Raw genomic sequence first — 21,312 nt, 5'->3', positions numbered from 1 at the left:
TTTAGCTGGAAAGACTGCTGATCTGCCGCAATTCTTCAACAATGCGTTGGATTGCGCGCAGAAAATCCTCGACTTGCTCACGTGTGTTGCGGCTTCCCAAGCTGATGCGCACCGCACAGCGCGCGAGCATCGGATCAACCTGCATCGCGCTCAATACATGACTTTGCCCTGGATTGACGCTGGAACAGGCAGCCCCGGCGGCAACAGCAAAACCGGCTTTATCCAGCTTAACCACCAACGTGTCGCCTTCGATATCCGGCAACGCAAAATAACACGTGTTCGGGATGCGCGCAGCCCCGGCGCCAAAAATCACCGCGCCCATGGCAACCAGCCCTTTTTCCAGATCATCCCGCAGTTGAGAAATAGGCTGTGCGGTTTCTGCCAAGCGGGAACGGGCTAATTCGCAGGCAACACCAAAACCCACAATCGCGGGCACATTCTCAGTGCCGGAACGCAACCCGTTTTCATGCCCGCCGCCATAAATCAGCGGTTTTAATAACAACCGTTTGTCGACAATCAAAGCCGCCGCGCCTTTGGGGCCATAAATCTTGTGCGCGGACAACGTCATCGCATGCACTTTCAGCGCAGCAAAATCCACCGGGATTTTTCCCAATCCCTGAATCGCGTCGGTATGCACGGTAGCGCCCTGCACTCGCGCCAGCTCAGCAATACCCGCGACATCTTGAATGACACCGGTTTCATTATTCGCCAGCATCACAGAAACCAATCCCGGTTTGTGTTCACGCATGGCGCTGCCAGCAGCATCCCAGTCAACCTGCCCCGATGGATTCACTGCTAATTGATGCACACTCCACGCATCACAACTACGACGCGCCAGCGCTTGCGCCGGTTTCAACACACAAGGATGTTCAATCGCGCTAATGAAAAGATTCCCCGGTTTCAAACTATCCGCCGCACCGCGAATAAACAAGTTATTGGCTTCCGAACCGCCGCTAGTAAAAATCACCTGCACCGGCTGCACTCCCACCGCATCCGCTACCTGCTTACGCGCTTTATCAATCGCACGCCGGGCGGTAATGCCATAACCATGGCGGCTGGACGCATTGCCGAATTCCTGCTGGAAGTACGGCAGCATGGCATCCAGCACGGCATCATCGACGCAGGTGGTGGCGTTGTGGTCGAAATAGGTTGGTTTCATTAATTTTGAGAAATCAAACGAAAGAAGATCGAATGATAATACTTAATGAGAATTTTCATGTGGGTAAATGTTTAGGATCTTGGAGAAGTCTTGTAAAAACCTAAACTTAGAATCTCTAATTTTAAGATTACTAATCTAATCGTATAAACAGTATGTATTGACTTAATTTTTCGCGCCATAATTTTAGCTCAGCTTCTTAAAACTGGGAAAAACTATGCTTGTTCTTCCACAGAGCTAGTTACAATTGCATAAATTAACAACAAAAGTCACTTATCTAAAATTCTTGCCACTCCTGAGTTTACAATCCTGGAGCACGATGTTAACAAGATAGTAGAAATAGAATAGCGAATATAAGATTGGTTACTGTGTTACTAAACAATCCTGCATAACTTTTGATAAGAATCTTTAACCATGACTACACAAGAACTTGAATACGCGCACAAGATTGAGAGCATCTTATTACCCACCGCTAGTAAGTGTAAAAAAAGTTTCTACAGCGAAAACAATCATGCAAGATTTGTACATTACACATCGTCAGAATCTGCGCTAAAAATTATTAATACCAAGCGTTTATGGATGCGTAACACAATGTGCATGTCAGACTATCGAGAGGTAAATCATGGATTTGAGCTGCTGAATTCATTTTTTCGAGAAAAATTTAATCAAGATAAATTCTCAGAGGCGCTAGATTCTTGCTCACCAGGTATTGCCGAGAAGGTTTTTAAAGAATTTAGTCAATGGCGTCCTAATATTCGGCTGGAAACGTATATTGCATCGGTATCTGAACATGATGAAAAAGAAGATGAGCATGGTAGATTATCGATGTGGAGGGCATTTGGAGGAAACTCAACGCGCGTAGCCATTGTTTTTAGAGTCCCAAAGAATATGGATTTGCCTGATGACTTAGTAATTGGTTTTAATCCGGTGTCCTATCTTGAGAAAGATGATTTACATAGCGAAATTAATACCATTATTGAAAGAATCGAAGAGAATCAAATGTTCTTGAGATCGATTGATCCCGATGAACTAAGCGATCATATATTCACTATGCTCTTGGTTAATGTAATGTGTCTTAAACATCAAGGGTTTCAAGAGGAGCGCGAATGGAGGATTTTTTATTCCCCAAAACTATGGCCATCAACTCTTGTAGAACAAGAAATTGTAGTAATTGGTAGTGTTCCACAAATCGTTCACAAACTGCCTTTAAATAAAAATGTGGTTGGTATCGAGGATATAGATTTCTGTAATATTTTCGATCGTCTTATTATCGGTCCCTCTGAGTATCCTTTAGTTCAGTTCAATGCATTTGTTCATGCTCTCAAAAAAATTGGAATTGATGATGCAGAGAATCGTGTTGTTGTCTCGGGTATTCCAATCCGAGCTTGATCTAAATAAGTTAGCAGCTTAGTAGGCCACCGGCAGCGGATCCAAACTACGCCATAAATACCACGTCGCGACCGAGCGCCAGGGCTGCCAAGGTTTAGCGAGTTCGAGCATAGTTTTTTTGTCTACCGATTGCTTGTCAAAATAGTGTTGACTGATCGCGCGTTGTAATCCGATATCGTCCAGCGGCAGGACATCCGGGCGCTGCAGGTGAAAAATCAGGAACATTTCCGCGGTCCAGCGCCCTATTCCTTTCACTTCGGTCAGTTGTTTGATGATGGTTTCGTCATCCCTATCAGTCCATGTAGTTTCATTCAAACTCCCTTCGGTGAAATGCCGCGACAAATCCTGCAGGTAGGTTATTTTTCGTGCGGATAATCCGCAGGTTCGCAATAAATCCTGTTCTGCTGTAGCAATCGTGTGCGGTGTCATGTCCGGAATGGTGCGGATTACTTTTTGCCAAACGCTTTCGGCAGCTTTGACGGAAATCTGCTGCCCGACGATGGAACGCGCCAGGGTGGTGAAAGCACAGCCCCGTGAAGTGAGCGTGGCGTCTTCAAATTGCCGGATTAACTGCTGCATGACTGTATCGCATGCAGCCAGTTCCTGTATCGCTTGTGTCCAGTATAACGGTGTCATAACTCTGCTGAAGTGGGATTGTTGAACGCGGAGAGTGTGCGATTTTTCCAGCGGTAAAACAAGCTTGTTCGGAGTCATTCTCAAAATAGAACTAACAATTCACATTGAGTATTTCTTCTATCTCTCTTATTTATTTGAACATTTTATTGCTTATTGGATTGCAATCGGCTTTGTCATTAAGTCTTTGTCATATAACTATAAACTTCCCAATTCTTGCTTGACTATCGTCTGTTTTTTGATTAAAGTGGGATCTGGTGGGAGAATGTGGGAAAATTTGGTGGGCCTCGATTAATTTTCCCTTAATAAAAGGAGACAGCATGTTCCGTGGCATCACGCAGCTCAGTCTGGATGCGAAAGGTAGGCTTGCGATACCCGCAAGATACCGTGGCGAACTGATGTCTTCCTGCACAGGACACTTGATAGTCACTGTTGATCCTTCAAAGTGTTTGTTGATTTATCCTCAGCCAGCCTGGGAACCGATAGAACAAAAACTCAATAATCTTTCCAGTTTTGAATCCAAAACCCGCAACTTGCAGAGGTTGCTGGTAGGTAATGCCTGTGATGTCGAGATGGATGCTGCCGGTCGTATTCTGGTGTCGCCACCGCTGCGTCAGTTTGCTGGTTTGTCCAAAGATGTGGTTTTGGTTGGTCAAGGCACAAAATTTGAATTGTGGGATGAAACGCAATGGAATTTACAGATAGAAAATGCACTGGCTTTCAAGGATGGCGATATGCCGCCTGAGCTGGATGGCTTTTCGCTGTGATAAAACGGTAAAACGGGCAGATGCATATTGCGGTGTTGTTGCAGGAAGCGGTTGATGCATTGGCGATAAAACCGGATGGTGTCTATGTGGATGCAACGTTTGGACGTGGCGGACATAGCCGCTTGATACTGTCGCGGCTGGGTGAGCATGGCCGGTTAATCGCCTTGGATAGAGATCCTGCTGCAGTTAAATCAGGTGAGGCGATTGCCGACAAGCGATTTTGTATCCGGCATAGCAGTTTTTCCGGAATACGGCAGATTTTGCAGGAAATGAGTATCACAAAAATTGATGGCGTGCTGTTGGATTTGGGGGTGTCCTCACCGCAGTTGGAAGAAATTTCGCGGGGATTCAGCTTTCGTTCTGCAGGTCCGCTGGATATGCGTATGGATACAAGTAGCGGGCAGACTGCGGCAGAGTGGCTGGCGGCGGTTACGGAAGATCAACTGGAATGGGTGATAAAAGAATATGGCGAAGAACGGTTTGCTAGGCAGATTGCAAGAGCGGTTATTATGGCAAGAACGCGGCAGCCTATTGTTACCACATTACAACTTGCCGAGATCATCGCAGCGGTCGTTCGCACGCGCCAGCGTCAACGGGAAAATTTCCGGCATCCGGCGACGCGTGCTTTTCAGGCGATACGGATTTATCTCAATCAGGAGCTTGAGGAGCTGTCGCTAGTTTTGCCGCAATGTGTTGAATTGTTGAATCCAGGGGGAAGGTTAGTGGTGATCAGTTTTCATTCTTTGGAAGATCGCATGGTCAAACAGTTTATGCGGACAGGTGCCAGTACTGACGAGCTTCCTCGCGGCGTGCCGTTACGAGAGAAGGAGCTGCAACGGTTCAGCAAACAGACGTTGCGCTTAATTGGCAAAGCAATTCATCCGGGCGAACTGGAAGTAGCAGAGAATGCGCGAGCAAGGAGTGCGGTGATGCGAGTGGCCGAAAGAATGACATTAAACGGATAATCGGATGTTCAAACTGAACATTTTCTTTATTTTTGTAGTGATTGCTTGCGCACTGGGCATAGTGACCTCGCAACATACAGCCCGCAAGCTTTTTATGGCACTGGAGAACGAAAAAGGAATAGAGCGAAAACTGGACGTGGAATGGGGAAGATTGCAACTGGAGCAAAGCACATTAATCATGCACGGACGCATCGAGCAGATTGCGAAAGAGAATCTGAATATGACAGTGCCCGCAACCTCCAGTATACAAATTGTTTCGATCAGCAATGCAGAGGAACGATTAACTCCGAAAGGCATTGAACCATGATAAAAATAAAACCCGAGATACCGCAAATCAAATTATCGGCATGGCGCTCATTCCTATTGCTCACTTTATTGGTGCTGGGTTTAGTCAGTTTGGCAGGGCGCGCAGCCTACTTGCAGGGAATGCACCATGATTTTTTGCAACAAAAAGGAGAATTGCGCTATAGCCGGGTTATAGAAATGAATGCAGACCGGGGAATGATCACAGACCGGAATGGACAAATCCTTGCGATCAGCTCACCGATCGCATCGGTATATGCCGATCCGAAAGTAGTAAAGATCACCCCCGAGCAGCTAAAACAATTAGCCGGTTTACTTGAAATTAGTGTGGCCGAGATAGATCACCGGATTAAAAGAGAAAACAGCCGATTTGTTTATCTAAAACGGCAAGTGGTTCCGGATGCCGCCGAGAAGATCATGAAGTTAAAGATTCCGGGTATTTTTTTAACCAGTGAATCCAAGCGATACTATCCTGAAAGTGAGTTTGCCGCGCATGTCCTGGGTTTTACTGATATTAACGATGAAGGTCAAGAAGGTGTCGAACGCGGTTGGCAGGAATCACTTGCCGGTGCTTTGGGTAGCCGTCGTGTTATCAAGGATAACAAAGGGCGAATCATCGAAGATATTGAAAATATCCGCCCGCCCAAACCGGGTCAAGATCTGGTTTTGTCAATCGATAGAAGAATTCAGTATCGCGCGCATGTCGAACTAAAAGACGCGGTAAATGCCAATAAAGCCAAGGCTGGCAGCGTTGTTGTACTGGATGCGCAGACGGGAGAAATTCTGGCGTTGACCAATTTACCGGCTTATAACCCAAACCGAAGATCAACGATCAATAATGAAAGACTTCGCAATCGTGCACTGATTGATACTTTCGAGCCTGGGTCCACGCTAAAACCATTTACTGTAGCAATCGCGATGGAAGTAGGAAAAGTGAATGCGGATACGGTCATGCAGACATCACCAGGAACGCTGCAAGTAGGCAGAAAAACCATCCGCGATGTCAATAATAAGGGAGAATTGACAGTTGCCGAGGTAATCCAACAGTCGAGTAATGTCGGGACAGCAAAAATAGCTTTGTCACTTGAGTCGCAAACGATGTGGGAGATGTTTAATCGCTCCGGGTTTGGCATGCTGACGAACTCAGGTTTTCCCGGAGAAGCCAGCGGAATACTGCGACCCTATAATAAATGGCGCACGATTGAACAAGCCACTATGTCATATGGACACGGCATTTCAACCAGTCTGATGCAATTAGCGCGCGCCTATACAATCTTTACCAGCGGCGGCGAATTAAAACCAATCTCATTGTTGAAGCAAACGATGCCCGTCATGGGGCAACGCGTGATCTCACGTCATACTGCATTGGCAATGAGCAATATGTTGGAGATGGCAACCAAGCCCGGCGGCACAGCACCATTGGCGCAAATTAGTGGCTACCGCGTCGCCGGTAAAACGGGAACGGCACATAAACTGATCGATGGTCAGTATGCCAATAAACGCTATATTTCAACTTTTGTGGGCTATGCGCCTGCATCAAATCCACGCTTAATCATCGCGGTGATGATTGATGAGCCCTCCGCAGGAAAATATTTTGGAGGTGCTGTGGCTGCGCCTGTCTTCAACAAGATAATGTCCGGCGCATTACGCATTATGAATATTCCACCCGATGCGCCCGCCAATAATGTGATTACCTTTACGGCAACACCCGAGATGGATGAAGAAGGATGAGTTTGATGACCGTCAAAAAGAAAGCATCAAAATTATTTGATAATCATCTTCTGGATGAGATCGGGGTTCCTATTGAGAATCTCGTCACGGATAGCCGCCTGGTAAAACGCGGAGATACGTTTCTAGCCTACGCGGGTGAAGTCACTGACGGGCGTAAATTTATCCCGCAAGCAATCGCAGCCGGGGCCAATGCCGTTCTCTGGGATCCACAAAATTTTTCATGGAATCCGGAATGGCATATTCCCGCGTTGGCGATCAATGAATTGCGAGCAAAAGCAGGACTGATAGCCAGTAGTGTTTATGGTAATCCCTCACAAAAATTATGGGTGGTCGGGATTACTGGAACCAACGGAAAAACATCCTGCAGTCACTGGTACGCACAAGCCATGACAAGTTTAGGCAAGAAAACGGCCGTACTGGGAACATTGGGAAATGGTTTTGGTAGCGAATTAGAGGCGAGTGAAAATACAACGTCTGAAGCCACGCTGTTGCAACGCTCGCTGGCAAAATTTCTCGAACGGGGTGCACAGAGTGTAGCAATGGAAGTATCTTCGCATGGCTTGGTGCAAGGGAGACTCAACGGAACAACGTTCTCTATTGCCGTGCTTACCAATTTATCGCGTGATCACCTGGATTATCATCAGGATATGGATACTTACGCAGCTGCTAAGGCGCGTTTGTTTTTTTGGCCGGAATTAAAGTATGCGGTCATCAATATGGATGATGTACTGGGTGTTGAGTTATCGCGACAGCTCGCTAATAAGTCTGTAATAACAATAGGTTATGGATTTCATTTTCCAGAAGAACGTTATTCTAATCAATTCAAAATGATCTATGGCTCAAATCTCAAAGTGGATATCGCGGGTATGGAGTTTGATATTGAGTTTGAGGATAATCACGAACATTTGAGAATTGGTTTGCTAGGTAAATTCAATGCATCAAACTTGCTGGCTGTCGTTGCAACTTTGTTGGCAAGTGGAATTCGTTTACCGGATGCAGTCCGTTCACTTCAAAGCGTACAACCTATTCCGGGCCGGATGGAGAAATATGAAGGGGTTGGTCAACCTATTATTATCGTGGATTACGCGCATACCCCGGATGCATTGGAGAAAGTGCTGTGCACACTGCGTGAGCTTTCACGCACCGCCAGTCAAAAGAAAGGAACAGCCGGGCAAAATGCGCGTTTGTTTTGTGTCGTAGGCTGCGGCGGTGATCGCGACAAAGGCAAGCGCGTAATGGTCGGTGAAGTGGCTACGCGCCTGGCGGATGAGGTCATTTTCACCAGTGACAATCCGCGTACGGAAAATCCCTTGAGCATTATTCAAGATATTGTTGCTGGAGCAAGCAAAAAGAGCTATCAAATAGAAGCCGACCGGGCGTTAGCAATTTATCAGGCCATCGATAATGCCCAACCCGGCGATATTGTTCTGATTGCAGGTAAAGGCCATGAAAAATTTCAGGAAATACAAGGACAGAAAATTCCTTTTAATGATATGAAGGTTGTGCAACAAGTGTTGAAGGATTTGGCGATGAAAGTGCGAGTGTGATCATGATGACGGTTAAGGAAGCTGCTGACGTATTGCACGCCGACTGGCGCGGAAAGGATGTGCTATTCACCGGAGTGAGCACAGATAGCCGCACGCTTAGGGAGAGTGACTTGTTCGTCGCTTTAACCGGAGAAAGATTTGATGGCAGCAAATTTGTTAGCAGCGCTAAGGAGAAAGGCGCCATTGCCGCGATGATCCAACAAGCGATTGACGACAATGACCTGCCCGCCGGATTACCCCTGATTCGTGTCAAAGATGCGCGATTGGGGTTGGGGCAATTGGCGGCGCACTGGAGAAGCCGTTTTGCGCTACCGGTAATTGGAATCACAGGCAGTAACGGCAAGACTACAGTCAAAGAAATGCTTGCAGCGATATTACGTCAGGCGACAGCTACTGGCAAAGCGGAAGTCAATGCGCAGACGGATTATGTATTGGCAACCGAAGGTAATCTCAATAATGACATTGGTGTGCCACAAATGCTATTGCGGCTGCGGCAGCAGCATCGTTATGCAGTGATTGAAATGGGCATGAATCATGTTGGGGAAATTGCCTATTTGACACAGCTGGTAAAACCTAGCATAGCACTGATTACCAATGCAGGCGCTGCGCATATTGAAGGATTAGGTTCGGTTGAAGCAGTAGCACGTGCCAAAGCTGAAATATTTACCGGGCTCGATCAGCAAGGAGCAATTGTTATTAATGCGGATGACAAGTATGCGACATTGTGGCGTGAATGTGCCGGTACACGTAAAATAGTCGATTTTGGTTTGCGGAAAAAAGCGCAGGTAAGCGCCGAGTATCAAATTGATTTACTGGTCAACAAAATCCGGCTGAAATTGCCGGATGGCGTCGTCGAATTAAAGTTACAGGCGCCAGGTGTGCATAACGTCTATAACGCACTTGCGGCAGCCGCCGCAGCGACCGCATTGGGCATCAGTAAAGAAATGATTGCAGCAGGATTGGAGCAATTTCGGAGTGTGCAAGGGCGGATGCAAAAAAAGCTGGGGTTACATCATGCACTATTAATCGACGATACATACAACGCAAATCCAGAGTCGGTGCGTGCTGCTCTGGCTGTTCTGGCTGCAGCTGTAGGGAAAAAAATACTGGTGCTCGGCGATATGGGCGAATTGGGCAAATCAGCCATTGATTTACATCGTACGATTGGAAGAGATGCGCGCAATGCAGGGCTTGATCAATTGCTGACTTTGGGTGAACTCAGCGCTTACGCAACAGAAGAATTTGGAAAAGGTGCGCAACATTTTAACACCATCGACGAATTGCTCAATGCAACCGAAAGTTTGCTTGCCGATGATGTCACCCTGTTGGTGAAAGGATCGCGCTTTATGCATATGGAACGAGTGGTCCGACAACTGGAACAACCCATGAGGATTCCATGCTGCTAACGCTTTCCCAATGGTTGGCTCAGGATATCCGTGCTTTTAATGTATTTAGTTATATTACCTTACGCACTATGCTGGCTGCTCTGACTGCATTGATTATTTCTTTCATCATCGGCCCGGTGATGATACGCAAGCTGACCGCCTACAAAATTGGCCAATCCGTACGTGATGATGGTCCGCAAACGCATCTTGTGAAAGTGGGTACACCGACGATGGGCGGTGCCTTGATAGTGATGTCAATTGTACTCACCACCTTATTGTGGGCTGACTTAAGCAATCAATACATCTGGGTAGTGTTGCTGACTACTCTGGGATTTGGTGCAATTGGTTGGGTAGACGATTATCGGAAAGTAGTCTACCGCAACCCAAAGGGGCTCTCTGCAGGTGTCAAATTCTTTTGGCAATCGCTGATTGCCATTATTGTTGCACTATATCTGGTTTCGATTGCAGAAGTGCCGGCACAAACGGACATGATCGTACCATTCTTCAAGGAAGTAGCGATTCCATTGGGAGTCACTGGCTTTGTGATATTGACCTATTTTGTTATTGTCGGCACCAGCAATGCAGTAAATCTTACCGATGGGTTGGATGGTTTAGCGATTATGCCGACTGTCATGATCAGCAGCGCACTGGCTGTTTTTGCCTATGTGGCAGGGCATGTCGTATTTGCAAAGTATCTGGGAATTCCCTATATCCCCAATGCAGGAGAATTATCCGTATTTTGTGGTGCCATGGCAGGCGCTGGGCTTGCCTTTCTGTGGTTTAACGCCTATCCCGCTGAAGTATTTATGGGTGATGTGGGTGCACTGGCTTTGGGTGCTGCATTGGGAATCGTCACCGTGATAGTCCGCCAGGAGATTGTGCTGGTAATTATGGGTGGTGTTTTTGTGGTGGAAGCGCTGTCTGTGATGTTGCAGGTAGCATCATTCAAATTACTGGGCAAACGTGTTTTTCGCATGGCGCCACTGCATCATCATTTTGAATTAAAAGGCTGGAAAGAAAATCAGGTGGTGGTCAGATTCTGGATTATTACCATCATCCTGGTGTTAATTGGATTATCAACATTAAAATTAAGATGATTTTGCAAGATAAAACAGTACTAGTGTTAGGAATGGGCGAAACGGGCCTGTCCATGGTGAAATGGCTAGTGCGCCAGGGTGCAACCGTACGTGCAGCAGATAGCCGGCTGGAACCGCCGCACTGGAAAGAAATCATGGAAACACATCCAGCTATAAAGGTGTACAAAGGAAAATTTGAAGACAAAGTTTTTGATGACATCGAAATGATTGCAATGAGTCCAGGTGTCCCGTTGGCGGATCCTTTTGTGCAACAAGCCATACAGCGTGGAATACCAGTGATCGGTGACATGGTTCTTTTTACCTGGGCGCTTGAGCAAAGCGGTATGCCAAAGCCTAAGGTTATCGCTATTACGGGATCGAATGGCAAGACAACAGTAACCGCAATGGTTGGCGCTATGTTGAAGAAATCAGGCTGGAACGTTGAAGTGGCGGGCAATATTGGCCCCGCCGTTTTAAATGCACTCATGCAGCAAATAGATGCGGGTAATTGGCCACAAGCCTGGGTTCTGGAAACATCCAGCTTTCAATTGGAAACGACCCATAATCTGAACGCAGATGTAGCTACAGTACTCAATTTGAGTGAAGATCATTTAGATCGCTATACCAGTATGCAAGATTATGTAGCGGCAAAAGCAAGAGTTTTTTTACATGAAAAGAGTAATGAAGGTATACAGATACTAAACCGGAATGATCCGGGTGTCTGTGCCATGGCATTGGCGAGCAGGAAGCAAATCACTTTTGGTTTGGATGAGTCCCCTACGCAAAAAGATTTTGGCATCATGCACGATGGGGATGATTTGTGGCTGATGGAAGGGGATTTACAATTAATGAAAACCTCCGAGCTGGTTGTCAATGGGTTGCATAATGCTATCAATGCACTAGCAGCATTGGCCATGTGTCGCGCATTAGGCACATCCATGGAGCCGCTGTTGTCAGCGCTACGGGAATTTCGTGGTTTACCGCACCGGATGGAAAAGGTTGCTGCGTTTAACGGCGTTACTTTCTATGATGATTCGAAAAGTACGAATGTCGGTGCAACGGTGGCAGCACTTAACGGCATGAAGCAGAATGTCATATTGATTGCCGGCGGTGATGGAAAGGGACAAGATTTCTCACTTATGAAACAGGCGGTTGCCAATAATGCCCGGGCAGTGGTGCTAATTGGTCGTGATGCGGGAATCATTGCTGACGAATTGAAAGATTGCGGTGTGCCTTTGCATTTTGTAGTAACGATGGAAGAAGCTATGCAAAAAAGCTTTTTGCTTGCGCAAGCGGGAGATGTGGTATTGCTATCCCCCGCTTGCGCCAGCTTCGATATGTTTAGAAATCATATACACCGCGCAGAAGTATTTGTTGCAGCCGTCAGAGATATTGAAAACAAATTCTTTAGTTTTGGACAGAAAAAACATTAACTGATGATCTATCAAGCAAACAATCAGAAGCAAAGGGTTCTGGCCGATTTCGATCAGGCACTGGTGTGGTCGGTTGTGCTGTTGTTGAGTATTGGATTGATCATGATTTATTCAGCTTCCATTGCGATTGCAGAAGCGCAGTTTGGTGCCGACCGTGCCGGTTATTATTTATTACGGCACAGCGCTTATCTGGCTATCGGATTGCTGTTGGGATTGGTTACCTTTCAGGTGCCTATGCGGATATGGCAGAAATATGTCACCTATGTGTTCATGATCAGTGTCCTGATGCTGGCACTGGTTTTGATTCCCGGTATCGGTCATGAAGTGAATGGGAGTCAGCGCTGGATTTCACTTTATGTAGTGAATATTCAACCCTCTGAGTTTGTGAAACTTTTTATGGTCTTATATACCGCTGACTATGTTAGTCGCAAAGCGGGCGATTTAAATTCTTTCCTGAAAGGGTTTCTTCCAATCACAGTAGTTCTATCCATCGTGGGATTTTTATTGTTACTGGAGCCTGATTTCGGCGCATTTTTTGTAGTAACCGCACTGGTTATGTCTATCCTGTTTCTGGGGGGCGTCAGTTTAAAAATATTCATTGCGCTAATTGGTATTCTGGCCATTGGTTTGTACGAACTAATTTTGAGCTCGGAATACCGGATGGCTCGAGTGGTCGCATTTATGGATCCCTGGGCGGATCCGTATGGAAAAGGCTATCAGTTGAGCCACGCGCTCATCGCATTTGGACGCGGCGAATGGTTTGGTGTCGGTTTGGGAGGCAGTGTCGAGAAACTCTTCTATTTGCCTGAAGCGCACACTGATTTCTTACTTTCTGTGTTGGCTGAGGAACTTGGGTTTGTTGGAGTAGCTGCAGTTATCCTATTGTTTGTCTGGCTAATTATGCGCGCTTTTGTCATCGGCAGGTTGGCGGCAAAATTGGGTAATCCTTTCTCGGCATTAGTAGCGCAAGGGGTTGGTATCTGGATCGGTGTACAGGCATTAATCAATATGGGCGTTAATATGGGCGTTTTACCCACCAAAGGGTTAACACTACCGTTGCTAAGTTTTGGTGGCAGCAGTATCACGGCAAATTGTATTGCATTAGCAGTAATACTACGGATTGACTGGGAAAACCGGCAGCGGTTGCGGGGGCTAAACGTATGAGCGCGCCTACCATTCTGATTATGGCAGGCGGCACCGGCGGACATGTGTTTCCGGGATTGGCAGTGGCTGATTATCTCCAGCAAACCGGATGGCGCGTCGTTTGGCTAGGAACTGAAGCAGGAATGGAGCTAAAGTTGGTGCCACAGCATGGCTATGAAACCGAAGTGATTAGTTTTTCCGGGTTACGGGGTAAGCGATTGATCGCCTGGTTGATGCTACCGCTACATTTGCTTAAAGCGTTCTGGCAGAGTGTCCGGATTATTCACCGCGTGAAGCCTGATGTGGTTCTGGGCATGGGCGGTTATCCTGCATTCCCTGGTGGCATGATGGCATCACTGTTAAATAAGCCATTGGTGATTCATGAACAGAACTCGGTAGCGGGGTTAACCAATAAAGTTCTGGCGAAGCTAGCGGATAAAATTTTTCTCGGATTTCCGGATGCCATTCAGGCTGATCAAGAAAAAACAGTATGTTCTGGGAATCCAGTACGTTCAGAGATAGCACAAATAGAAACGCCTGAAAAACGCTTCCTCGGTCGGCAAGGAAAATTGAATTTGCTTGTCGTAGGCGGCAGTCTGGGTGCGCAAATCTTGAATACCCTTGTGCCGCAAGCGCTTAAATTAATATCGGAGAATCAGCGTCCGGCGGTGGTGCAGCAAGCGGGTACCGCAAATCTGGAAACCGTTAAAAAGGCTTATGAAGAACTACAGCTGGACGGAGAAGTGATCGCATTTATCGATGACATGGCAATACGCTACGCCGCCTGTGATTTGGTATTGTGCCGTGCCGGCGCACTGACTATTGCGGAATTAAGCGCAGCAGGCGTCGCCAGCATACTGGTGCCGTATCCGCATGCGGTGGATGACCATCAGACCAGTAATGCCAGATTTCTTTCTAGCAATGGCGCTGCCGTGTTATTACCACAAAGTGAATTGACTGCGCAGAAACTGGCTGAATTGCTGGCAAATTTGACACGGGAAAAATTGCTCGGTATGGCAATAGCTGCGCGTAGTCAGGCAAAACCGGAAGCAACCCGAATCGTGGCCGAGGCCTGTATTGAACTGAGTGGAGCGCTGCATGAAACATAAAGTTAAACACATTCATTTTGTCGGTATCGGTGGCGCGGGGATGAGCGGCATTGCTGAAGTGTTCGTTAATCTGGGTTATCAGGTAAGCGGCTCAGATCTGATGAACAACCAGGTAACTCAGCGCTTGGCCAAGCTGGGTATAAAGGTCTATGCCGGTCATACTAGCCAACAGATAGTCGGCGCCGACGTGGTAGTTATTTCGACCGCGGTCAAGCCGGACAATCCTGAAGTGATCGCAGCCAAAAACAAGAATATTCCGGTTGTGCCGCGTGCATTAATGCTGGCAGAATTGCTCAGATTACGCAGCGGCATAGCAATTGCCGGCACGCACGGCAAGACTACCACCACCAGTTTGATTGCCAGCATACTGGCAGCAGCAGATATGGACCCCACTTTTGTTATCGGTGGAAAACTGGAAGCGGCGGGCTGTCATGCGAAACTGGGAAGTGGTGAATTCATTGTTGTCGAAGCAGATGAATCGGATGCTTCATTTTTGTATTTGCAACCAATTCTGACCGTAGTGACAAATATCGATGAAGATCATATGGAAACTTATGGCCATGATTTCAACCGCTTAAAGCAAACATTTGTAGAGTTTGTACAGCATCTGCCCTTTTACGGAATGGCCGTGGTGTGTGTGGATGATGCCAATGTGCGTGACGTGCTGCCGGCTATTACGAAACCTATTACCACGTATGGATTGTCCGAAGATGCGCAAGTTCGCGCCATCGATATTCAGTATGCAAATCATCAGATGAAGTTCACTGCCGTGGTCGGTGTTAATGGCTCAGCCCGTCAACTGGAGATCATCCTGAATTTACCCGGCTTACACAATATACAGAATGCACTGGCGGCGATTGCGGTTGCCAACGAGATTGGTGTTCCGGATGTGGCGATTATCAAGGCACTATTAGAATTCAGCGGGGTGGAAAGGCGATTTCAGCAATACGGAGAAATTAATTTCTCCGCGCAGAAGAGCTTTGCGCTTGTTGATGACTATGGTCATCATCCGGCTGAAATGGAAGCAACCATCAAAGCGGCTCGCGGTGCCTTTCCTGGCCGGCGATTGGTAGTGGCATTTCAACCGCATCGCTACACACGTACCCGGGATGCATTCGAGGGTTTTGCCCGGGTTTTATCACCAGTTGATGTGTTGTTACTCACAGAAGTTTATCCGGCAGGTGAAGATCCTATCGTTGCAGCGGATAGTAAATCATTGGCACGCGCCATCCGCGTGCAAGGAAAAGTGGAACCCATTTATATTGAGGAAGTGGATGACTTATCTAAAGCCATTCTTGATGTTGTGCAAGATGGTGACGTTGTGCTGGTGATGGGGGCCGGTTCTGTGGCAAAAATAGCGCCGCATATCGCCCAACTGAAGAACAAGTTGATTGTTGTTAATGGTTATGAATACTGAGAATCAATGGGGAATGCGCGGTTTGTCAACAAATACAAGATTTGCTATGTCAGTAAACGATCTATTGACCGGTGATGCGAGCATGCCTGCTCTGCGTGGTCTAATGCGTACTGCTGAACCCATGAGCAAACATACTTCCTGGCGTGCTGGGGGACATGCAGACCATTATTACGTGCCGGCTGATCTGGACGATTTTGCAAATTTCCTGCAGGAATCACCTCATGAATCCATTGTCGTCATCGGATTGGGCAGCAATCTGCTGGTTAGGGACGGTGGTTTACGCAGTACGGTGATAGCACTTCATGCACAATTGAATGATTTACGATTGATTGAGGAGAATGAGTCCGGCGGTCTCATTTATGCAAGTGCCGGTGTGGCCTGTGCAAAGATTGCACGATTTGCCGCCAGGCATAATCTGGCTGGTGCAGAATTTCTCGCCGGCATACCGGGCACAATAGGCGGGGCGCTGGCAATGAATGCAGGATGCTATGGATCGGAGATTTGGGAAATTGTTGCTCAACCACAGATTATTAATCGCAGCGGACACGTATTTATTCGCCAACAGAGTGAGTACACGATTGGCTATCGCAGCGTAGCACTACAACACGAATTGACCAGCACGATTGAGCCAGAATGGTTTGTCGGCGGGTATCTCAGATTGCCGCATGGGGAACAGACAGAATCGCGGCAACGCATTAAGCAACTGCTGGCGCAACGCGTCGACAGTCAACCACTCAATCAACCGAACGCAGGTTCAGTATTCCGCAACCCCCCGGGGGATTATGCAGCGCGTTTAATTGAAGCCTGTGGTTTGAAGGGATGTAGTATCGGCGGTGCCATGGTTTCACCCAAACATGCCAATTTCATTGTCAATACCGGCACCGCCACAGCTACGGATATTGAAGCCTTGATCCTGATGGTGCAAAGCAGGGTTAAAAAAGCAACGGCTATCGAGTTGCACCAGGAAGTCCGGATCATCGGCGATGCCAGGAGACTTACGTAGTGATAACGCATAACTTCGGCAAAGTAGCTGTTCTACTCGGCGGCCGTTCTGCAGAGCGTGAAATATCACTGCAAAGCGGGCAAGCTGTTCTAGATGCACTGCGTAGAGGTGGTGTCGATGCTTATCCATTTGATCCGGCAGAGCAAGCACTGGAAGAACTTTTACATCAAGGATTCAATAGAACATTTATCGCGCTGCACGGACGTTTTGGTGAAGATGGCACAATCCAGGGCGTGCTGGAATGGCTGGGATTGCCTTATACCGGCAGTGGTGTAATGGCCAGCGCGCTCGCTATGGATAAATGGCGCACCAAATTGATCTGGCAGGCAACGGGTATCCAATCGCCGCGCTATGAATTGTTGCAAGCTGACAGTAATTTTGAACAAGTCGCTGAAACCTTGGGATTACCGCTGATTGTTAAACCAGCGCGGGAAGGATCCACGATTGGTTTGAGTAAAGTGCATCACCAGCAGGATTTGGCAGCAGCGTATCAATTGGCCGCACAACATGATGCTTTGGTACTCGCTGAAGAATTCATTGCAGGAACGGAATTGACGGTTGCTATTCTGGGAGAAACACCACTGCCAGTCGTGAAAATTGAAATTGCCGGTGAGCTTTATGATTATCAAGCCAAGTATTTCTCGAATGAGACGAAATACTTCTGCCCAAGCGGTTTACCGGATGAATTGGAATCGATAATCCAGAGTCAAGCATTGCGGGCTTATCAGGTGTTGGGTTGCCAGGGTTGGGGAAGAGTTGATTTGATCTTGAGTCAAACCAATCAATTTTATTTTCTCGAGGCGAACACTTCGCCTGGAATGACTAGCCATAGTCTGGTACCGATGGCAGCCAGGACGGCTGGAATTTCGTTTGAGGATCTGGTTTTGAGAATATTGGATTTATCTCATGTGGAATAACCATCACGCTTTGGATTTGTTAGCAAAGATACTATTTGCTTTAGTGGCGATGGCAGTGTTGTATGCAATCAGTTTGCAGCTTATCAAGCCGCCCTTATTCCCCATTAAAGAAATTAATGTGCAGGCTGTTCAGGGTACAGAGAGAAATGATACGGAGTTACACAATATTACTCATGAGCAGATCGAGCAACTTGTAAGAAACGAAATGGAAGGAAACTTTATTTCGGTCAATCTAACTGCCGTGCGAGAAGCATTTATAAAATTACCCTGGGTTCGTGAAGCCAGGGTAAACAGAAAATGGCCCAATGGTCTGAATGTAATACTGGAAGAACATCAGGCATTGGCCTACTGGGGAAGTCATGCACTGGTCAATACTTACGGCGAAGTATTCCGGGTTAGCGTAGAAATGGATCTGCCTGTTTTTACCGGGCCCAATGAAGCCAGTGCGTACGAAGTCGCGCTGCAATATGCGCGTTTCAATAAAATACTGGTGCCATTACAACAGCATATTGCGGAGATAAACCTGACCCCACGCTATGCTTGGCGTATTCAACTAAACACCGGAACAATACTGGAGTTAGGGCGAAATGAGATAGAGGAAAGACTTACCCGCTATGTTTCAGTATATAACCACAGTATTGCTCGACTAAATCAACAAGAACCGTTGGCATATGTCGATTTGCGTTATCCAAATGGTTTTGCTATTCGCATGCCTGAAGTAATGCAGCATGTACCACGTAAATCCGGCACGAGGAGAGAAACGTGAGACCAGGGAGATGGAGCTAGATGAATAAAGCTAGAGAAAATAGAAATTTGGTTGTCGGCCTAGACATTGGCACATCAAAAATTGTGGCCATCGTCGCGGAAGTTATTCCAGAAGGCGGCTTTGAGGTGATTGGTTTAGGCAGCCATCCCTCACGCGGATTGAAAAAAGGTGTGGTGGCCAACATCGAAACAACGGTGAATGCCATTCAACGTGCATTAGAAGAAGCGGAATTGATGGCCGATTGCAAGATTCATGAAGTTTATACCGGGATAGCCGGCAGCCATATCAAAGGCTTTAATTCCGATGGCATGGTGCCCATTAAGGACAAAGAAGTCACCGAAAAAGATGTGGAACGGGTGATGGAAGCGGCAAAAGCTGTGAACATACCGGCTGATCAGCAAATCCTGCACATCCTGAATCAGGAATTCATTATTGACGGCCAGGAAGATGTACGTGAACCGGTGGGTATGAGCGGCATACGACTGGAAGTGAAAGTGCATATTGTGACCGGTGCAGTATCTGCCGCTCAGAATATCGTGAAATGTGTACATCGATGCGGCCTGGAAGTTCGGGATTTAATATTACAACCGCTGGCGTCCGCAATGGCCGTTTTATCCGACGATGAAAAAGATCTGGGTGTCTGCTTAGTGGATATCGGCGGCGGAACGACAGATATCGCGGTATTTACACATGGGGCAATCCGGCATACCGCGGTCATTCCAATTGCAGGCGATCAAATAACCAATGATATTGCGATGGCATTACGTACCCCGACGAAGAGTGCTGAAGATATCAAGTGCCGCTACGGGTGTGCATTAAGAAGTCTTGCCGATACGCAAGAGATGGTGGAAGTGCCCGATGTGGGTAATCGCGGTTCGCGCCAGTTATCCAAACAAACCCTAGCTGAAGTGATTGAGCCCCGCGCGGAGGAACTTTACTGTCTGGTGCAAGCCGAGTTACGCCGTAGCGGGTTTGAAGAATTACTGTCCTCAGGAATCGTAATAACGGGCGGATCTGCTTCATTACGCGGCATGGTGGAACTGGGCGAAGAGATTTTTCACATGCCCGTGCGATTAGGCCTACCTAATTATCATGGCAATTTAAAGGAAGTGATTCATACGCCTCGGTACTCGACAGGTATTGGTTTAATCCTGGCCGGTATCGAGCAGATGCAGCATCAACAGGGTTCAAGAATGCAGGGAGGTTCTGCCAAGCAGATTTTTTCCAGAATGAAGGGGTGGTTTCAAAGAAATTTTTAAGTAGAAATTTCAAGGGTTGTATTTGCAGTCAAGCGGCTTTAATTTCAATGTACTAAAGGAGAAACATTATGTTCGAAATCATGAATAACGATACTCAAGAGGCAGTCATCAAAGTTGTTGGTGTTGGTGGTTGCGGAAGCAATGCAGTGGACCATATGATCCAGAATGGCATGCAAGGCGTTGAGTTCATCAGTATGAATACTGATGCGCAAGCATTGAAAGGAAATAAAGCGCCAACAATACTGCAACTGGGTACAGGTATTACCAAAGGATTGGGTGCAGGAGCAAATCCTGAAATTGGACGTGAAGCCGCACTGGAAGATCGTGACCGGATTGCCGAGTTGATTCAGGGCGCGGATATGCTGTTTATCACCGCAGGTATGGGGGGTGGAACAGGGACAGGTGCAGCGCCCGTTGTCGCACAAGTTGCCAAAGAAATGGGTATTCTAACCGTAGCTGTTGTCAGCAAGCCATTTGCATTTGAAGGAAAACGCCTGGTAGCCGCTAAGGCAGGAATGGAGGCACTGTCACAGCACGTTGATTCATTGATCGTGATCCCTAACGATAAACTAATGATGGTGTTAGGTAATGATATCTCCATGCTGGATGCATTTAAAGCCGCCAACGATGTGCTGTATGGTGCAGTAGCCGGTATCGCGGAAGTCATTAATTGTCCGGGTTTGGTTAACGTCGACTTTGCTGACGTCAAAACCGTGATGTCAGAAATGGGTATGGCAATGATGGGATCCGCAATAGCGATGGGTGTTGATCGCGCGCGTGTTGCAGCAGAACGTGCCGTTTCAAGTCCACTGCTAGAAGATATTTCCCTGGCCGGTGCGCGGGGTATTTTGGTAAATATCACCGCCAGTCAATCACTGAAAATGCGCGAAGTCCATGAAGTGATGAATACGATTAAAGATCTCACCGCTGAAGATGCAACAATTATTGTGGGCACAGTGATTGATGAAAATATGGCTGATAATTTGCGCGTAACCATGGTCGCGACCGGGCTTGGCAGTTTAGTCAGCCAGAGCCAGAATACACCATTGACTGTTATCCACAACCGTACTGGAACCGATGACAGAGATTCAATTTATTCAGCAGAAGAGCCAGCCGTCATGCGTACAGGTAGAAGAAGCAATGCCACCGTAGCAGCGATGCGTCAATCCGGTGTTGATCCCATGGATATTCCGGCTTTCTTGAGAAGGCAAGCGGATTAGAATCTGATTAAGTTGAAAGCCGTTTGACAACCCTGTTGGTAATTCGACAAGGTTGTCAATGCTATCAAATAGCTTGCGATACGTTGTTTATAT

General features: G+C 47.1%; 19 protein-coding genes. 17 read left to right on the top strand and 2 right to left on the bottom strand.

The features are described 5' to 3' along the window. Nucleotide 1: 1 nt before the first annotated feature. Nucleotides 2–1,159 (bottom strand): cysteine desulfurase family protein, encoded by a 1,158-nt coding sequence (locus K2P83_RS02180; protein WP_292926237.1) that lies wholly within the window; start codon nucleotides 1,157–1,159, stop codon nucleotides 2–4. Nucleotides 1,160–1,570: 411 nt separating this feature from the next. Between K2P83_RS02180 and K2P83_RS02175 the strand changes: the two genes are divergently transcribed. After that, nucleotides 1,571–2,545: a DUF2971 domain-containing protein gene (locus K2P83_RS02175; RefSeq protein WP_292926236.1), complete on the top strand. Its 975-nt coding sequence runs from the start codon at nucleotides 1,571–1,573 to the stop codon at nucleotides 2,543–2,545. Nucleotides 2,546–2,563: 18 nt separating this feature from the next. On the opposite strand, the gene K2P83_RS02170 is transcribed toward K2P83_RS02175, so the two are convergent. Then, a complete protein-coding gene (locus tag K2P83_RS02170) occupies nucleotides 2,564–3,181 on the bottom strand; it encodes a DNA-3-methyladenine glycosylase (protein WP_292926235.1) in 618 nt (205 codons plus the stop codon). Nucleotides 3,182–3,498: 317 nt separating this feature from the next. Here K2P83_RS02170 and mraZ point away from each other — a divergent pair, with 317 nt between their 5' ends. The 16 genes from mraZ (at nucleotide 3,499) to ftsZ (ending at nucleotide 21,219) form a co-directional block, all read left to right on the top strand. Further along, entirely contained in the window at nucleotides 3,499–3,945 is a 447-nt protein-coding gene (gene mraZ, locus K2P83_RS02165; protein WP_292926234.1) for a division/cell wall cluster transcriptional repressor MraZ, read from the top strand. Between the two features lie 20 nt (nucleotides 3,946–3,965). Further along, nucleotides 3,966–4,910 carry a 16S rRNA (cytosine(1402)-N(4))-methyltransferase RsmH gene (gene rsmH / locus K2P83_RS02160; RefSeq protein WP_292926233.1) on the top strand — a complete coding sequence of 315 codons (945 nt, stop codon included), beginning with the start codon at nucleotides 3,966–3,968 and terminating at the stop codon, nucleotides 4,908–4,910. 4 nt (nucleotides 4,911–4,914) lie between these two features. Next, nucleotides 4,915–5,217, top strand: a complete 303-nt coding sequence (gene ftsL / locus K2P83_RS02155) for a cell division protein FtsL (RefSeq protein WP_292926232.1) — start codon at nucleotides 4,915–4,917, stop codon at nucleotides 5,215–5,217. Further along, nucleotides 5,214–6,944 carry a penicillin-binding transpeptidase domain-containing protein gene (locus tag K2P83_RS02150; protein ID WP_292926231.1) on the top strand — a complete coding sequence of 577 codons (1,731 nt, stop codon included), beginning with the start codon at nucleotides 5,214–5,216 and terminating at the stop codon, nucleotides 6,942–6,944. Before ftsL ends, K2P83_RS02150 begins: the two co-directional genes overlap by 4 nt. A 5-nt stretch (nucleotides 6,945–6,949) precedes the next feature. Continuing rightward, a complete protein-coding gene (locus tag K2P83_RS02145) occupies nucleotides 6,950–8,491 on the top strand; it encodes a UDP-N-acetylmuramoyl-L-alanyl-D-glutamate--2,6-diaminopimelate ligase (RefSeq protein WP_292926230.1) in 1,542 nt (513 codons plus the stop codon). Between the two features lie 2 nt (nucleotides 8,492–8,493). Next, nucleotides 8,494–9,897, top strand: coding sequence for a UDP-N-acetylmuramoyl-tripeptide--D-alanyl-D-alanine ligase (murF, locus tag K2P83_RS02140; protein WP_292926229.1), 1,404 nt, complete (start codon nucleotides 8,494–8,496; stop codon nucleotides 9,895–9,897). Then, nucleotides 9,888–10,973, top strand: a complete 1,086-nt coding sequence (mraY, locus tag K2P83_RS02135; RefSeq protein ID WP_292926228.1) for a phospho-N-acetylmuramoyl-pentapeptide-transferase — start codon at nucleotides 9,888–9,890, stop codon at nucleotides 10,971–10,973. The genes murF and mraY overlap by 10 nt, the downstream gene beginning before the upstream one ends. Further along, the gene (gene murD / locus K2P83_RS02130) at nucleotides 10,970–12,385 is read left to right on the top strand and encodes a UDP-N-acetylmuramoyl-L-alanine--D-glutamate ligase (RefSeq protein ID WP_292926227.1); all 1,416 of its coding nucleotides are present in this window, start codon (nucleotides 10,970–10,972) and stop codon (nucleotides 12,383–12,385) included. The genes mraY and murD overlap by 4 nt, the downstream gene beginning before the upstream one ends. A 3-nt stretch (nucleotides 12,386–12,388) precedes the next feature. After that, nucleotides 12,389–13,549, top strand: a complete 1,161-nt coding sequence (gene ftsW / locus K2P83_RS02125) for a putative lipid II flippase FtsW (RefSeq protein ID WP_292926226.1) — start codon at nucleotides 12,389–12,391, stop codon at nucleotides 13,547–13,549. After that, nucleotides 13,546–14,637 (top strand): undecaprenyldiphospho-muramoylpentapeptide beta-N-acetylglucosaminyltransferase, encoded by a 1,092-nt coding sequence (murG, locus tag K2P83_RS02120; protein ID WP_292926225.1) that lies wholly within the window; start codon nucleotides 13,546–13,548, stop codon nucleotides 14,635–14,637. Before ftsW ends, murG begins: the two co-directional genes overlap by 4 nt. After that, complete coding sequence (gene murC, locus K2P83_RS02115) at nucleotides 14,627–16,054, top strand: UDP-N-acetylmuramate--L-alanine ligase (RefSeq protein ID WP_292926224.1); 1,428 nt, start codon at nucleotides 14,627–14,629, stop codon at nucleotides 16,052–16,054. The genes murG and murC overlap by 11 nt, the downstream gene beginning before the upstream one ends. Before the next feature lie 46 nt (nucleotides 16,055–16,100). Next, on the top strand, nucleotides 16,101–17,057 hold the full coding sequence (gene murB / locus K2P83_RS02110) for a UDP-N-acetylmuramate dehydrogenase (RefSeq protein ID WP_292926223.1): 957 nt from the start codon (nucleotides 16,101–16,103) through the stop codon (nucleotides 17,055–17,057). Continuing rightward, nucleotides 17,057–17,974, top strand: coding sequence for a D-alanine--D-alanine ligase (locus K2P83_RS02105; protein WP_292926222.1), 918 nt, complete (start codon nucleotides 17,057–17,059; stop codon nucleotides 17,972–17,974). Before murB ends, K2P83_RS02105 begins: the two co-directional genes overlap by 1 nt. Beyond that, nucleotides 17,964–18,740 (top strand): cell division protein FtsQ/DivIB, encoded by a 777-nt coding sequence (locus K2P83_RS02100; protein WP_292926221.1) that lies wholly within the window; start codon nucleotides 17,964–17,966, stop codon nucleotides 18,738–18,740. Before K2P83_RS02105 ends, K2P83_RS02100 begins: the two co-directional genes overlap by 11 nt. 20 nt (nucleotides 18,741–18,760) lie before the next feature. Further along, on the top strand, nucleotides 18,761–19,999 hold the full coding sequence (gene ftsA / locus K2P83_RS02095; RefSeq protein ID WP_292926220.1) for a cell division protein FtsA: 1,239 nt from the start codon (nucleotides 18,761–18,763) through the stop codon (nucleotides 19,997–19,999). 68 nt (nucleotides 20,000–20,067) lie between these two features. After that, complete coding sequence (gene ftsZ, locus K2P83_RS02090; RefSeq protein WP_292926219.1) at nucleotides 20,068–21,219, top strand: cell division protein FtsZ; 1,152 nt, start codon at nucleotides 20,068–20,070, stop codon at nucleotides 21,217–21,219. Nucleotides 21,220–21,312: the final 93 nt, after the last annotated feature.

The organism is Nitrosomonas sp., from assembly GCF_019752415.1.
Taxonomy (GTDB): Bacteria; Pseudomonadota; Gammaproteobacteria; order Burkholderiales; family Nitrosomonadaceae; genus Nitrosomonas.
Note: the sequence above shows the minus strand (reverse complement) of the source record. Positions and strands in the feature narration are given on the sequence as shown.